The following is a 13685-nucleotide window of genomic DNA, read 5'->3' on the forward strand; positions in this document are numbered from 1 at the left end:
CCAGAGAGTTTTTAAAATATCTGCCGTTCAGGCAGGTTATGGTCGAGTAAAGGCGAGTTCGACTCGCCGGTTGCCGGCCAGGTGCTTGTTGCCGGGTATGGGTTGCTGCGAGCCCATGGCTGTTACTTCGGAGATGCTGTAGCCATGAGCATGGAGCACTGCCGCCACCTGTTCTGCACGCTCTCGGGAGAGGATGCGGTTGCGCTTTTCCGTGCCCAGCGAACAGGTGTGTCCTATGACGATCAATCCGGTTTCGGGAACAATGCCACATTGGGGCAGAGTGGCAAGCAGAGCATTTTGCTCGGACAGAGACAACTCGGCGCTGCCAAGTTGGAAATGCACCACTGGAAGCTCACAACCATCCGTGGCCTTTACGGTCTTTTCCTCGCAGGCTGGCTGGCGGTGGTTGGGTGTGCTGGTGAGCAGGAAGGTCTCCCGATCCGTCACCCGCACAATCTCGCTCAGCAGGGAGAAGCGTTCCTGACGAATCTCCCTGGTCATGAGCGGCGAGGAGCTCAAGAGCAGGACGGTTATCAGGATGGGAATCAGGTGGGCGTTCATGATTTTCTTGTGCTCTCTTTTTGGGGCCGTTGAAGTCAGTTTTGTCATCATCAAGAAACGTTGTTTCTTACTTCTTAGTTTGCGCGATGTAAGAAATCTCCCGGGCCTTTTTTCTCATGTCTCGGTAGCGGGCGACCTGGGCTCTGGAGCGAATATTGCGGATCCGGCTGATCTGTTTCTTGGTCAGCTCAAAACGGAAGGTAGTCTGGATTTCTGCAATGACCTGCTGCAGGGAAAGACGAGCTCCCGGCTCCTGATTGAAGTACCGGGAGTAGGCGTAGCGCTCCCATTTGCTGCTCAAGGCCACGGTCCGGATGAACTTCTCTCTGGCGAGACGCGACATCCGGGAGATCTGCGGACGAAGCACATTCCTGTCCCCCCAGACCTGCTCCAAAACACGCAAGCCGATCTGATCCTCCTGAGTCAGAGGATCCTGGATGATCTCCTTGCGCTTCAGGAGCAGGAGGATTTTCCGGGGGAGTGGTGACTTACGGGAAAACTCGGTGATGGTCGGTAGTTTGGGCTGCATTTTTCGTTGGTGTTGAATGATGTGGTCAGTGGCGTTCTGAAGGATTCGACAGACTTGTCGCCGGCTGAGGTTGAAGTGGTAAGCCGTCTCCTCGGTGGAGACCGGGAATGGTTGCTCAAGGATCCACCGGCAAATCCGCCGGTCCCGATCCTTGACCCGTTGCATGGCCTGCTCGATCTCCTCGGGTTGCGGTTCAGGAAGGTATTCCTCCTCTTCCCGAGAAGCAGTGCAGAGCAGGTATTCGTAGGCAAACAGTGCTGGTCGGATACCAACGGCCATCTTCAGGCAATGGGTTCTGAAGATGGTCCGAAAATAGGTGATCAACCGCTGAGAGTCTTGATTTTGAACCTTCATCAGGGCCTTGAAAGCAGCTATGGTGGCCTCCTGGCACAGATCGTCGTTGTCCCCGGCTATGTAGGGAATAAAGGGGGTAGCCTCCCAGCGGACAATGTGCCTGTGGGCTCGAACCCATTCCATGGCGGTGAGCCAGGTGAGCCGGCTGGAGGTGATGTGGATGGCGCTCGGTTCTGTCATGGTGTTTGTGGAGCTGGTTCGCCCTTCTTTTAAGATTAAAAAAAGATTAAAGATGATTAGAGGGCTCGGAACCTCCTGAAAAAGCCTTTTATTTACAACTATTTGCGTGCGAAAAAAATTGAGCAACTGTGATTGCTATGCCCCCAAAACGTGAGTGCTATGCCCCCTGTTTTGTGAGTGCTATGCCCCCTGGTGTGAGTGCTATGCCCTCTGAGTGTGAGTGCTATGCCCCCCAAGTGTGAGTGCTATGCCCCCTCTTTCTTGAGGGCTTGAGGGTGGCGCACCACGTTCAACTTGTCTTCCGGATCAATGTTCCAACCCAGGACAGCTCCAGCTTGGACCAATTCGCTCATCGCAGATCGCAAACTCCGGCGAAAATCAACCAACCGAGAGCACTCCGACCCGCAAAGATGCTTCAATGTGGTAATTTTCACCGGATAAGGCGCTCGGTGACTCGCATAAAATCCATGCAGCCACTTGGCGAGATCGGTCTTGAGTTGGAGCCGCTGTTGCCACTGCACCTGGGTCCAGCCGACATCGAACAGGCCTACCAATTTGGGATTAATCCTGACGATGTAGGACTGATCTTCGTCGCTGAAATAGAATTCGTCGACCAGTGAGCCGGTATAGGAGAAACTCCCCCGGTACGCACTAAGATCGACCTTGATCTCCACGGCGGTGGCTGTCAGGCGTCGGAGTGAATCCTTGAGCCACTCCCGGCCTGATTTCCCACCTTGACGTCCGATGGCCGCAAGAAAGGGTTTTACCTTGATCCTGAGAAACTGTCGTTTCTCAGGATCGGGCTCACGGGATTGAAAATGGAGCGCTTGCGCCAACACGTCAAAATCACCTTGATCCAATCGCCAGCCGGTATATTGGATTGCCACACCTTTGAGCGATGCGATGAGTTCTTTTTTGACGGCCTTTCGTCGCCCTCTTTTGATCACCCCGAACAGAGCGGATCGCAGGCATATATTGGGGATACCGCGGGTCTTATCGGGCCAGTCGGGTAGCAGAGGGATTTGCTCGATAGCTTCAATCTTCTGGCGCATCTCAGGTGACAGAGAATCAAAACAACGGTGCTGAAGAAGGCCGCTCGCCTCTGGTTCTGCTGGAAAGAATTCGCGTGAAATAACAGCTTCCTTACTCGAAATTGTTTTCATAAAAGGAGCTACCGCTCATGAATCTGAATAGATCGACGAGGCCGGCCTGCTCTTACCGCTCGAATACGCTTGCTCTCAAACCAGGCACTCAGGTCGGCTTCCAGGATCAAAACGGTTTTCCCTGGCTTATAGGCTGCCAGATCACCTCGCTTGATTGCCCGATGAATGGTGTGGTAGCTGCACTTGGCGAGCTGGGCCGCTTCATCTATCGTGATGGATGTGTTTCGTATCATTGGCACATACCTTGTGAACTTCTGCGCGGATTTGCTCTGGAGTGCCCCAAACCCAGATCACTTTGCTGATGCCGGTGACCATTTCAAGGCGAACCGCCACTGCTTTCGGACAGGGGCGCTTGCCGTGGAGGATTTGACTGAGGAAATCTGGCGAGATCTCCGCCTCCAAGGCGATCTGTTTTTGGGTGATCCGCTCGTTCGTTGCGCTCATGGTCAACTATTTGGATGAAAACATGGATGTCGTCAAGGAAAAAATGTCGATAATATGTTGTTTTTATTCAATAAAATGAGCAATTGCTCAATAAATGAGCAGATGCTCATTTGTTCCACCGTGTTTCCGCACCATCATCGCCCCCAGTCGATACAGCGAACGGGTTGGTTGCAGGTGTGAAAAAATGTCCCTATGAGGAAGCGCGGAGTGGAGTTCGAGCCTGGTCGTTATCCTTGGCGAGATCGTAGGCCAATGTAGCGAACTTGCCTATGATGTCGTCTTTTGCGGGGTCATAACTGCTTGGAATGGGGAAGATTATGGCCTGGAACGCGTCCATCTTGATGTTTTGGCCATGAACAGGGACAAGGATGTATTTCCCCGGAACTATAGAGAAATCGTGAGGTGACGCGTCCATCTTTACAGCGGGTGTATCAGGCGGTGGCTGCGAGTCTTTTATCTTTTTCCGGTATTCTCGCCAGTACTCGGGATGGCTTTCCCGCCATCGCTTCTGACAATCGTTCTGGTTTTCTCGGTAATCAGGATCAGTGGCTCTTTTTTGTCGCTGCCATGCTCTTTTTCTGGCTCGTTGGCAGTCAGCACGGTTGCAGTATTCTTGGTTGGGGTTTCTTGGATTGACTGGGCGTGTTGCTCGACAAGCCTTGCAGCAGAAGGATTTCATGGCAACGGTTTCCTTAAACGCGATTGCGCTATAAGTTTAAAAAAACGAGCAAAATGAAGCTCGCGCCATGAGAGTTCAACCAAATGCCAATACTACAGATTATACAACCCCGTCACATTTTAGACCTGGCCGTATTCTCGGCTTTTATTTCTTGAGCAAATGCTCTATCGTTTGCGACATGAATAACCCTATCGCAGAGCAGTTCCGGGTCGCCTTGAATTATTTGCTTCAACAGGAGGGAAGAGGCGCACAAGTGCGTCTTGCCGTGGCCCAGAATATCGACCGGGGGTATCTCAATGCGGTGATCAAGGGGAGAAAGCCGGCAGCTGAGGAAATCCGGCTTAAAATTGCTGATCATTTTGGTATGACCTATGAAGCCATGCTCACTCTCGGCTGGGCGGTTCAAGAAGGAACAGTGGTTCAAGGCCAAGGAGTTTCGCGGCTTGGGTCTTTAGGGAATACGCAATCCAGTGCCGATATCCTTGGTCGACACTTGGACAAAACGAAATCCGAAACCTTGCATCAAGCCCTAGAAGTACTCAAATCTGAAACTGAGTACAGCGCAATCTTGAGTGGGGTAATCGATGGGCTTTATGGGGCCATGAAAGGAAAACGAGAGAATGTGGAGATGGTCAGGCGGTTGGAGATGCTGGAAGAAAGGTTGGGGGAATTGGAACGTGCTGGAGTTTTAAATCGCATCCAAAAAAAGAAAACTTCGCCAAAATGCGACTAAATTTGCGACTAATCGTTTCAACACATTGATATTATAGATACTCAACTATCTTGAGGGGGTAGCGGCCCACGGTCGTGCGAGTTCGAGTCTCGCCTTCGGCACCATCCTAATATCCGAACAAGTCCATGGATGTCTTGAAAGCCCAGTAAAAACTGGGCTTTTTCTTTTTCCGTTGTCCAGGGTTGTCCATTTTGATACGCTAATATCCAAAGACTATGGGGATATCTTTGGGGATACATCCCCATGTCCCAACGTGGCGTATCCCCAAAAAAGTGGAGCCAGCCATTATGCCTAAACGGATTGTCCACCCATTGACGTGCGGCCACCAGGTCAGCAAATCCGGTTATTGGGAAGGATGGGCGGTATTTACACGCGTACGGAACAAAGATTCAGAGTAGGCGTTATCGTTGGAGACGCGAGCACGGCTGTGCGATGGCGTGATGCCCAGCTCTTCGAGCTTGCCATAGATCGTCGAGCCCTTCATGGCTGAGCCGTTGTCGCCATGCAAGACAAGGGGTCGGTGCCCGCATTGCTCGCGCAGCACGGCTCGTTGAAGGACGTGCGAACTGTTGGCCATGTTCTCGGATTCAAAGACTTCATAACCCACAATCTTGCGTCTGTAGATATCGATAATCAGGTACAGGTAAAAGAACTGGCCACGAACCAAGGTCGGCAAACAGGTCACGCCCCAACTCCACACGGTGTCAGGATGGTCGGCACGATGACGGCGTGGCAGCCCTTCTTGTGTCGGGGCGCTGCCTGTTTCTTTTTTCACTCATCTCTTAGCCTCTTTCTTGCCGTTACCTTCGAGAGCCTCAGGCAACGGGCATTATTGTCGCTTCTTGCTGTTGCCTGAGGTTCTCGAAGGCAACAGGGTGTTTCCTCTCGCGGTGGCTGAGACTCTCGAAACCACTGCTAAATCACGATACGCCACTGCCAATTCCGGTAATAACTGGGTATCGCCCACAATAAGGGCCTCTTTCTTTTTTCTACTCCAACCCTGCACTTGTTTCTCACGATAAAAAGCTTCATCAACTCTCGAATACTCTTCCCAATAAACAAGAGTTACTGGCAGCCGTTTTTTGGTGTGGCTCGCCCCATTACCAGATTGATGCTGAATCAATCGAAACTCCAAATTCCTTGTACTTCCAGTGTAATAGCTACCATCAGAACACTTTAGAATGTACATAAAGCCACCACTCATCTCTTGGCCTCTTCCTTGCCGTTACCTTCGAGAACCTCAGGCAACGGAGTATTATTGTCGCTTCTTACTGTTGCCTGAGGCTCTCGAAGGCAACAGGCTGTTTCCTCTCGCGGTGGCTGAGACTCTCGAATACTCTTCCCAATAAACAAGAGTTACTGGCAGCCGTTAATAACACTGAAGATATGTTACGTAAGTTTGGTTTATTATGTTGCCACCTACATCATTTTCCCTGTTCACTGACGATGCACAGGCCAGCGCATATTGAAATATTTGCGGGCAACAGTTGGCAGCTCCTCATCACTGATAATGGTCACGGTCAGCGCGCCGTCCGGATCCCACACCCGCAGTTCATTGCCCATGATGGCCAGGCGGCTGCCATCGGCACCGGGACGGGCAATCCTTAGCTGGCTTGTGAAGGTGGCCTCCGGATGCGTACTGGTATACCAGTTGGCCACCATCAGATCGCTGGGATACACAAGCCGACCGTCAAACTCATAGAGATCGCGCCAATGGTCTGCCTGCCAGATCTGATAAAACCAGCGGCCGTCTTCCTTTACCAGGCGCCGCAGGTCAGCGGGTGTCTGTTGTTCCAGGCCGTCCTCCCAGAGCAGGGCAGCACTCAGGGCAAAACTGCCAAAGCCCACATCGGCCAGCCATTTTTTCCCATCCAGCTCAACCAGGATAGACAGATGGGTGCGGGGCGGCATTTCGCTGCGATCCTTGCATGGCAGCCGTACCCGCGCAAAGTGGGGATAGGCGGAGTAGCCAAGTGTATTGAGTATATGGATAAACAGACTGTTCTGCTCAAAGCAGTAGCCGCCCCGCTGCCGGTGCACCAGCTTGTCAAAAAGATCAGCAGGCTCCAGACTGATGGGCAGTCCGCGCAGCACATCGATATTTTCAAAGGGAATTGACTGCGCATGGGCACGGGTCAAAGCATGCAGATCCTCCAGGCTCGGTGCATTCTTCGGTTCATAGCCAATGCGGACAAAGTATTCGCTAAGATTCATAACAACCACTTTTTCAGATGTTTCCTTTTCTTGGCCCACACTGTCTTCTTGCCGACCGCCTTGCACCACTATCTGTTGGTCAGCTCATGGGCCAGGGTTATCTTCACACCCTGCTCCTTAAACACTTCCTGGGCAACCTTCAACGCATTCAGTGCCCTTGGGAAACCCACATAGGGGATCAGGTGTACAATGCAGCCGGCAATCTCATCGGCGGTCAGGCCTACGTTAAGACCGGTAATAACATGCATACCGATCTGCGGCGTACCCTGGGCCACCAGGGCAGAGATGGTGGTCAGCACCTTTTGCCTGTTGCTCAGGCCCGGACGTGCGTACACATCACCAAAAGCAAACTCAACGACCATACGGGTCAGGTCCGGCGCAATATCCTTGAAACTATCGCCAATCTCCATATGCCCGGTGGGGCTGTTCTCATCGGCAACACATAACTCTTTCAACTTCTCCATACCCTGCTGAAAACGTGGACTGCTCATATTTTCTCCTTCTTTACATAGATCAGATGCTAAAATTGCAGCGGATTGACTGCTTTCCTGATCAGAATCGTTTCTCATATCAAGCCTGTACGTTACACCGGCACACCCGGAGGAAAACACAAAACCGGTAACCGGCGAACAGATTATCATACGGAGCTTCCCATGAGAACCTGATACTCTCTGAGAATGCTTGACTTTCTCCACCTTAACTTTTAATAGTTCCTCGTCCAGGTGTTCAATAGAACATAATCGGGAACCCGGTGCAAATCCGGGACGGGCCCGCCGCTGTAACCGGGAACGAATGCTGCACGAAGTCACTGACCAGGAGGTTGGGAAGGCGCAGCAGGTAGGGTGATCCGGAAGTCAGAAGACCTGCCTGGATGGAAGTTTGGAGGCGACTGCGAGGACGGCATCGTACCTGGTTTTATTTCTGCGGATAAAAGGGCTATCCCGGATCGGTATCTATCGATTCGGGTTTTTTTATTGTTTTCGCAGTAATCCTAACCCCTTGACATCGACTCCCCCACCATATGCTGCGAGGAGCCTCATGCAAGGGATCTGTCTGTACTTTTTCTCCAATGTACTGCTGTTCGGGATAGCCTCTCTTTTCAGCGCAGTTCTCCCCATGCGTCGCTATTATCGCGGCCGGTTGTTTTCACTCTCCACTGCTTCTTCTCCTTTCCATACAATTACAAATTCCCTGGTGGCTTCCAGGGCCCGTTCTCGTCAGGCTATGTACCCTTGGTTCATCGACAGAATTTTCTGCTTTCCACCCTCAGTGGATCGGCATCTGTGTAAAGTTTTCTGTACAGCAGGCATGGCAATACCGTCTGCTCAAAGATTGAAGCAAAGAATGAATACACCACCTGAAAAGACCATGACCAAAGGAGCCTGCCATGAACATCCCGCCAAAAAATATCTGTGCCCACTGTTCACTGCCGATGCTGGCCGTTCTGGCGATGTGGATCTGTCAACCAGTGCCGGCCCACGCCAGGACCACGGTCGATACCAGCACACCGATGCACCATCTCTCGCTGGAAGAACTCATTGTCACCGAGAGTGCCGGCGATGAACAGGCCACTGTCATCGGCCACAAGGAGATTCAAAAAGGTCGCAGTACCACCGTACCCGATCTGCTGAAGAACGAACCCGACATTGCCGTCAACCGCAAGGCCCTGATGGGTGACACCGGCGATACCGTGCAGATTCGTGGTATGTCCGGTAACCGCATCCTGCTCAATATCGACGGCCGACCGGCCAATGCCGCCGGGTCCCATGGCGCCTACTTCATCGACTGGAGTACCGTTCCCCTGGACAACGTGGAAAAAATCGAGATCATCAAAGGCGGCAGCTCGGTCAAATACGGCAACAATGCCAGCGGCGGGGTGATCAACGTTGTCACCAAAAAACCCACCAAAGACCCGGTGACCACGCTCTTCGCCAGCCTGGCCGCTGCTGAAGATCTGGATCTGGTACAGAATTACCGTATCACCCACAGCAACAAGATCGGGGCTGTTGGGTTCTCCATCGGTGCCAGCTTCCAGGATGCGGATGAGTATCTGTGGAACAACGATTACCAGGCGAAAAACATCGGTACCAAACTCTACTTCGACACTCCCGGCGGTGGCGATCTGTCCCTGGGCGTGCAGTACACCGACACCACCCGGGGCTTTGCCATTATCAACCGCCGTTCCACCGATCCGGATTCACCGGGCTGGTCGCAACCATTCAACAGCGGATATCCCCTTTCTCTGGGCGACAGTTTTGCGCCCAGCCGGGGCAACGTCACTGTGGCCGGTCCCGGAGCCAGCTGGGATAAAACCAAATACCTTCTGGATATGCACCTTACCCAGCCCATTGGTGATACCAGGGTCATTTTCAAAGCTTATCAGAATCATGAAGATCGTGATGAAAAAAATTACTCGGCCAACTGGGTAAACCCGGCCTATGCGAACGGCCAGCTGGTACTGGACCGCACCGTCAAGTCCGACCGTTCCTACGGCGGCACCCTGGAAGCCATTGTGCCGATCGGCGCCAGCCACGAGCTGGATGGCGGCATTGACTATAAGGTGGCTAAAACCGGCGGTCAGGAGGTGCATTTTGTTGACCGGACCTATGGTCTGAGAGGGCCGATGAACGACTCTTCCGGCGGCTCGTCGCTGATGTGGGGCTACTTCCTTCAGGACAACTGGACCGTTACCGACAACCTGCTGCTCACCCCTGGTGTACGTTTTGATACCTACAAGTCACCGGAATGGGACGACCCGTCCAATATACGCACCGAAAGCCTGAAGGACGAGGGCCTGAGCCTGTCGCTGAGCGCCACCTACAACCTGACCGACCAGGATACCTTCACCGTTGCCGCCTATCGCAAAATCGTCACACCGTCTGACCCGGATGTCACCTGGTGGCACGACGGCATCGAGAGTTTCCTCTACGACGAGACGCTCAAGCTGGAGACCAATCAGGGTTTTGAGTTTGCCTACCAGCATGCCTTTACCTCAAAAACCGCTGTCAGGTTCAGCAGCTATTACTATGACATTAAAGACTATATCAGCCGCTTTTCACGCACTGTGGGCACCTCATCCGTCCGCGGCTGCTATAACATCGATGCGGTGAAAATTGCCGGTGCCGCCATCGACGGCACCCTGGCGCTGACCGATACCCTGATTCTACGCGCCAACGCCACCTACCTCACCTCCAAAAAGGAGGGTGATATCATGGATACCGCCAACCTGACCGACGAACTGGAGTACACGCCCAAGTGGAAGATCAATGCCGGATTTGACTGGCGCCTGCCCTACAACCTGACGCTCAGCTCAACCGCCCGCTATGTTGACGAGCAGTACACCATTGTCACCAACAGGCTGCGCACCGTGGACTCCTATATCACGGTGGATGCGGAACTGAACCTGGCGCTCAACAAAAACGCCCAGGTCGGCCTTTTTGTTGAGGACCTGTTTGACGAAGAGTACGAGGAACGCTACGGCTACGCGCTGCCGGGCCGAGTTATCGGTATGCAGATGCGCTATACGTTTTAAGAGGCGAGAAGACGAACAAAAAGACGAACGTATCCCTTTTGCCGGTCGGTTTTCCCGGAAAAAGCGGGCGTTCACTCCCAATGTGCCCTGGTGCGAAGCCCTATCCGCTCCGGGTACCTTCCCTGTAAAGAGGTCATCATGCCTAGCTGGACACACCGTATTATGCTCTGTCTGAGCTGCTGCCTGCTCCTGGCCGGACCAGGTACAGCCGCCCCATCACCGGCTGCTGGAACATCTGCAGAACCACCTGTCGCTGCTCTCGATCCTGCCGCCCTGCCGCCCAAGACCCCGACCAGCCGGACCATCACGGTCACTGATTGCAAGGGACGCGATGTACAGCTGCAGCTGCCGATCTCCCGCTACGCCATCAGCACCATGGATGTGATTGATTACCTCATCCCGCTGCTTGGTGCTGAGGCGTTTCATAAACTGGTGGGCTCGGGACAGTCCGGCGGCCATGGCATTGAAAAGTACCGGGATCTCTACACACCGATTGTTGGTCCCTACACCGCCCATCTCGGCCAGATCTCCGAACACAACGCCCCCTTTGATCTGGAGATGCTGCTCACGGTTGCTCCGGATGTGCTCATCGTCAACTCGGCCATGGGCGCCCACCGTTATGCCCTGGAAATTGAACCCCAGCTTGCCAGGGCGGGCATCGGACTGCTGCTCATCGACATTCCCGGCACATCGGTGACCAGCTCGATCCAGGATACCCTCCGCCTGCTTGGCCAGGTCTTTCAGAAGGAACAACGCGCCGCCGAAGTGATCGGATTTATCGACGCCCAGTTTGCACCGCTGCTTGCCGCCAGGCTCGACCAGCGACCTGACAGACCAACGGTGTATTACGAGATGAACCGTTTTGCCAACACCTTCGGCCCCACCCAGACCAGTGCTTCCAGCGGCTGGGGAGCGGTGATCGCCGCTGCCGGTGCCCGCAACATCGCCGACACGATACTGCTTAAAACAGCGGCAGCCAAAAGCGGGAGCAGCACCCTGGATCCTGAATACATCCTTAACCAGAATCCGCAGATTATTGTGCTCAGCGGCGGCGGGGGCTGGATGACACCGCAGCAACCGGCTCAGCCCCAGTCCTTTGACATTGTCAATCGCACCGGCTGGCACCGGTTACAGGCCGTAAAAAACGGCCAGGTGTATGCCCTGGCCCACGATCTGAGCCGCTCTGTCTTCGGGTTTTACGCCTGTCAGAAGCTGGCAACCATCTTTTTTCCTGATCTGCGTGCCACCATTCAACCCGAGGACAGCATGGATGAGTTCTTCAGGCGGTTCATGCTGGTTGACAGTTCAGTGACCAACTGGTGCTCCCGCTTGGGCGCGGAGAGTTGCCGGTGAACAGTGTTCAGGAATCTTCCCTGGCCTCGGTACCAGCGGTGTCCGGCCGTCTGCTCTATCAATCGATGATCAGAAAAAGGGTCCTGCTGAGCATGGCCCTGCTCATCGGCGTGGTGTTGCTGCTCCTGCTGAACATCTCCCTCGGCTCCACGGTCATCAGCCTGCCCTCGCTGCTGGGTGTGCTGGTGACCGGTGAGGGTCCCGGCAATCTGGCAACGATCGTCTTTGACATCCGCCTGCCCATGGCGCTGATGTCGTTGGCGGTCGGTGCCAGCCTGGGCATAAGCGGGTGCGAGATCCAGACCATCCTGCGTAACCCCATTGCCAGCCCCTACACCCTGGGCATCACCAATGCGGCCTCCTTTGGCGCAGCCCTGGGCATCATCCTTGATACCAGTGTGCTGCGTGTTGCAGCCCCCCTGATGGTGACCACCAATGCCTTTGTCTTTGCCCTGCTGGCCTCGGGGCTGGTGTATGGCTTTTCCCAACGCCGCGGCGCCGGTAAGACCGGCATCATCCTGTTCGGCATTGCCCTGAACTTTCTGTTCGCCGCACTGACCATGATCCTGCAGTATGTCTCTGATGATGAGAACCTCAAGAGCCTGATCTTCTGGAACATGGGAAGCCTGCTGAAGACAACCTGGTTAAAGCTGATCCTGGTGCTGGTGGTCCTGCTCTTCTGTTCTCTGCTTTTGTACAGGTATTCCTGGCAGTTGACCGCCATGTCTCTTGATGATACCAAGGCGCGAAGCCTGGGTGTTGATACCCGCAAGATGCGGCGTCTGGTTATCCTGCTCACCTCGCTGCTCACTGCCTTTGCCACCTGTTTTGTCGGCACCATCGGCTTTGTCGGTATCATCGCCCCCCATATCGCCCGCTCTTTTGTGGGTGAGGATCAGCGATTTCTGCTGCCGTTATCCGGGCTGATCGGCGGCATGGTGGTTTCCTTTGCCTTTGCCGTGAGTAAACTGGTCATCCCGGGTGTTATCCTGCCCATAGGTCTGGTGACCGCAATTATCGGTATCCCGGTGTTTCTCTCGATTATCTTCAGTAAGATGCGGTTGATGTGATGCTGAGTCTGCACGAGTTGAGTTTTGTATATCAGGGTAAGGGGCAACGACCGGTGTTTACCGGTCTGAATGTCACCTTCAGACGCGGCATCAATGTGCTGCTGGGGCCCAACGGTGCCGGGAAAACCACGCTGATGCAGGCCATTTTCGGCCTGCTGCCCTACAAGGGCCGTATTGTCTACAACGGCGAAAACGTCACGGCAATGCAACCGGAACGCCGCCTGGAGCTGATGTCCTATCTGCCGCAGATGGATATTGAAACCTCCATGCTCACTGTTTTTGAAATGGTGCTGCTGGGCAGGCTGCCCGGGTTACAGTACCGGGTGCCCCAGGAAGAGGTTGATCTGGTGCTGACAACCCTGCAGGCCCTTAATATTGAACCGCTGGCCCACCGGAACTTCAGTGAACTCAGCGGCGGACAGAAGAAACTGGTCTTCATTGCCCAGACCCTGGTACGGCAGCCCCAGCTCATCCTTCTGGACGAACCGGTCAACTCGCTGGATCTGCAGAAGCAGCTGGAGCTGTGCCGGCTGCTGTGTCAGATCTCGCACCAGCAGCAGGTTGACATTCTCATGGTGCTGCATGACATCAACCTTGCGGCCCGTTATGGAGAGCATCTGGTTGTGCTCAACAACGACGGTAGCCTCTATGCTGCCGGCACACCCAACCAGGTTGTCAACGAAGAGATGCTGCGGGAGGTGTACGGTGTTGTCGCCAGAATCAACCGTGATGAAAGCGGCGTGCCGGTGGTGTCTCCCATCCGCTCGGTCCATGCAACAAGCAGAGCAGATCTGCACTGATGGTGGTTGCAAAGAACGCTTAATTTACATCAGGCAGACAACAGCTGATCGACCTGAAGACAGTACGATTGCC

General features: G+C 54.0%; 16 protein-coding genes and 1 riboswitch. Of the genes, 6 read left to right on the forward strand and 10 right to left on the reverse strand.

The annotated features are described in order from the left end of the window. Nucleotides 1-36 precede the first annotated feature (36 nt). The 6 genes from HP555_RS01740 to HP555_RS01765 all read right to left on the reverse strand — a co-directional run bounded on the left by HP555_RS01740 (nt 37) and on the right by HP555_RS01765 (nt 3646). Nucleotides 37-561, reverse strand: coding sequence for an OmpA family protein (locus HP555_RS01740; protein WP_199263505.1), 525 nt, complete (start codon nt 559-561; stop codon nt 37-39). A gap of 67 nt (nt 562-628) precedes the next feature. After that, nucleotides 629-1624, reverse strand: a complete 996-nt coding sequence (locus HP555_RS01745) for a sigma-70 family RNA polymerase sigma factor (protein ID WP_199263506.1) — start codon at nt 1622-1624, stop codon at nt 629-631. Nucleotides 1625-1869: 245 nt separating this feature from the next. Beyond that, complete coding sequence (trfA, locus tag HP555_RS01750) at nt 1870-2787, reverse strand: plasmid replication initiator TrfA (RefSeq protein WP_199263507.1); 918 nt, start codon at nt 2785-2787, stop codon at nt 1870-1872. Between the two features lie 8 nt (nt 2788-2795). Beyond that, a complete protein-coding gene (locus tag HP555_RS01755) occupies nt 2796-3020 on the reverse strand; it encodes a helix-turn-helix domain-containing protein (protein ID WP_199263508.1) in 225 nt (74 codons plus the stop codon). Then, the gene (locus tag HP555_RS01760) at nt 2989-3231 is read right to left on the reverse strand and encodes a helix-turn-helix domain-containing protein (protein ID WP_199263509.1); all 243 of its coding nucleotides are present in this window, start codon (nt 3229-3231) and stop codon (nt 2989-2991) included. The genes HP555_RS01755 and HP555_RS01760 overlap by 32 nt, the downstream gene beginning before the upstream one ends. Before the next feature lie 190 nt (nt 3232-3421). After that, nucleotides 3422-3646 (reverse strand): hypothetical protein, encoded by a 225-nt coding sequence (locus HP555_RS01765; protein ID WP_199263510.1) that lies wholly within the window; start codon nt 3644-3646, stop codon nt 3422-3424. Here HP555_RS01765 and HP555_RS01770 point away from each other — a divergent pair. Further along, nucleotides 3634-3867 (forward strand): hypothetical protein, encoded by a 234-nt coding sequence (locus HP555_RS01770; protein ID WP_199263511.1) that lies wholly within the window; start codon nt 3634-3636, stop codon nt 3865-3867. The two genes, HP555_RS01765 and HP555_RS01770, sit on opposite strands and share 13 nt — an antisense overlap. Before the next feature lie 110 nt (nt 3868-3977). Beyond that, nucleotides 3978-4643 carry a hypothetical protein gene (locus tag HP555_RS01775; RefSeq protein ID WP_199263512.1) on the forward strand — a complete coding sequence of 222 codons (666 nt, stop codon included), beginning with the start codon at nt 3978-3980 and terminating at the stop codon, nt 4641-4643. A gap of 343 nt (nt 4644-4986) precedes the next feature. Here the strand turns inward: HP555_RS01775 and HP555_RS01780 are convergent, their stop codons facing one another. The 4 genes from HP555_RS01780 to HP555_RS01795 form a co-directional block, all read right to left on the reverse strand. Continuing rightward, the gene (locus tag HP555_RS01780) at nt 4987-5418 is read right to left on the reverse strand and encodes a DDE-type integrase/transposase/recombinase (protein WP_199263513.1); all 432 of its coding nucleotides are present in this window, start codon (nt 5416-5418) and stop codon (nt 4987-4989) included. A 54-nt stretch (nt 5419-5472) separates the two neighbouring features. Continuing rightward, nucleotides 5473-5847 carry a GIY-YIG nuclease family protein gene (locus tag HP555_RS01785; RefSeq protein ID WP_199263514.1) on the reverse strand — a complete coding sequence of 125 codons (375 nt, stop codon included), beginning with the start codon at nt 5845-5847 and terminating at the stop codon, nt 5473-5475. A gap of 233 nt (nt 5848-6080) precedes the next feature. Beyond that, entirely contained in the window at nt 6081-6857 is a 777-nt protein-coding gene (locus tag HP555_RS01790) for an arylamine N-acetyltransferase family protein (RefSeq protein WP_199263515.1), read from the reverse strand. A 68-nt stretch (nt 6858-6925) separates the two neighbouring features. Then, nucleotides 6926-7348, reverse strand: a complete 423-nt coding sequence (locus HP555_RS01795; protein WP_199263516.1) for a carboxymuconolactone decarboxylase family protein — start codon at nt 7346-7348, stop codon at nt 6926-6928. Nucleotides 7349-7560: 212 nt separating this feature from the next. Next, a riboswitch (cobalamin riboswitch) is annotated at nt 7561-7742 on the forward strand. A 502-nt stretch (nt 7743-8244) separates the two neighbouring features. Between HP555_RS01795 and HP555_RS01800 the strand changes: the two genes are divergently transcribed. The 4 genes from HP555_RS01800 (at nt 8245) to HP555_RS01815 (ending at nt 13612) form a co-directional block, all read left to right on the forward strand. Beyond that, entirely contained in the window at nt 8245-10389 is a 2145-nt protein-coding gene (locus HP555_RS01800; RefSeq protein ID WP_199263517.1) for a TonB-dependent receptor plug domain-containing protein, read from the forward strand. Nucleotides 10390-10527: 138 nt separating this feature from the next. Beyond that, entirely contained in the window at nt 10528-11742 is a 1215-nt protein-coding gene (locus HP555_RS01805) for an ABC transporter substrate-binding protein (protein ID WP_199263518.1), read from the forward strand. A gap of 65 nt (nt 11743-11807) precedes the next feature. Further along, complete coding sequence (locus HP555_RS01810; protein WP_199264462.1) at nt 11808-12812, forward strand: FecCD family ABC transporter permease; 1005 nt, start codon at nt 11808-11810, stop codon at nt 12810-12812. Beyond that, the gene (locus tag HP555_RS01815) at nt 12812-13612 is read left to right on the forward strand and encodes an ABC transporter ATP-binding protein (protein ID WP_199263519.1); all 801 of its coding nucleotides are present in this window, start codon (nt 12812-12814) and stop codon (nt 13610-13612) included. Before HP555_RS01810 ends, HP555_RS01815 begins: the two co-directional genes overlap by 1 nt. Nucleotides 13613-13685: the final 73 nt, after the last annotated feature.

The sequence above is a fragment of the Desulfobulbus oligotrophicus genome (assembly GCF_016446285.1).
GTDB classification, from domain to species: domain Bacteria; phylum Desulfobacterota; class Desulfobulbia; order Desulfobulbales; family Desulfobulbaceae; genus Desulfobulbus; species Desulfobulbus oligotrophicus.

What these genes read in the sequence shown, in the direction of transcription:
- HP555_RS01745 (WP_199263506.1), bottom strand. Translation starts at nt 1,624, where the DNA reads ATGACAGAACCGAGCGCCATCCACATCACCTCCAGCCGGCTCACCTGG.
- HP555_RS01800 (WP_199263517.1), top strand. Translation starts at nt 8,245, where the DNA reads ATGAACATCCCGCCAAAAAATATCTGTGCCCACTGTTCACTGCCGATG.
- trfA (WP_199263507.1), bottom strand. Translation starts at nt 2,787, where the DNA reads ATGAAAACAATTTCGAGTAAGGAAGCTGTTATTTCACGCGAATTCTTT.
- HP555_RS01785 (WP_199263514.1), bottom strand. Translation starts at nt 5,847, where the DNA reads ATGAGTGGTGGCTTTATGTACATTCTAAAGTGTTCTGATGGTAGCTAT.
- HP555_RS01810 (WP_199264462.1), top strand. Translation starts at nt 11,808, where the DNA reads ATGATCAGAAAAAGGGTCCTGCTGAGCATGGCCCTGCTCATCGGCGTG.
- HP555_RS01775 (WP_199263512.1), top strand. Translation starts at nt 3,978, where the DNA reads ATGAGAGTTCAACCAAATGCCAATACTACAGATTATACAACCCCGTCA.
- HP555_RS01790 (WP_199263515.1), bottom strand. Translation starts at nt 6,857, where the DNA reads ATGAATCTTAGCGAATACTTTGTCCGCATTGGCTATGAACCGAAGAAT.
- HP555_RS01815 (WP_199263519.1), top strand. Translation starts at nt 12,812, where the DNA reads ATGCTGAGTCTGCACGAGTTGAGTTTTGTATATCAGGGTAAGGGGCAA.
- HP555_RS01765 (WP_199263510.1), bottom strand. Translation starts at nt 3,646, where the DNA reads ATGGACGCGTCACCTCACGATTTCTCTATAGTTCCGGGGAAATACATC.
- HP555_RS01805 (WP_199263518.1), top strand. Translation starts at nt 10,528, where the DNA reads ATGCCTAGCTGGACACACCGTATTATGCTCTGTCTGAGCTGCTGCCTG.
- HP555_RS01795 (WP_199263516.1), bottom strand. Translation starts at nt 7,348, where the DNA reads ATGAGCAGTCCACGTTTTCAGCAGGGTATGGAGAAGTTGAAAGAGTTA.
- HP555_RS01755 (WP_199263508.1), bottom strand. Translation starts at nt 3,020, where the DNA reads ATGATACGAAACACATCCATCACGATAGATGAAGCGGCCCAGCTCGCC.
- HP555_RS01740 (WP_199263505.1), bottom strand. Translation starts at nt 561, where the DNA reads ATGAACGCCCACCTGATTCCCATCCTGATAACCGTCCTGCTCTTGAGC.
- HP555_RS01760 (WP_199263509.1), bottom strand. Translation starts at nt 3,231, where the DNA reads ATGAGCGCAACGAACGAGCGGATCACCCAAAAACAGATCGCCTTGGAG.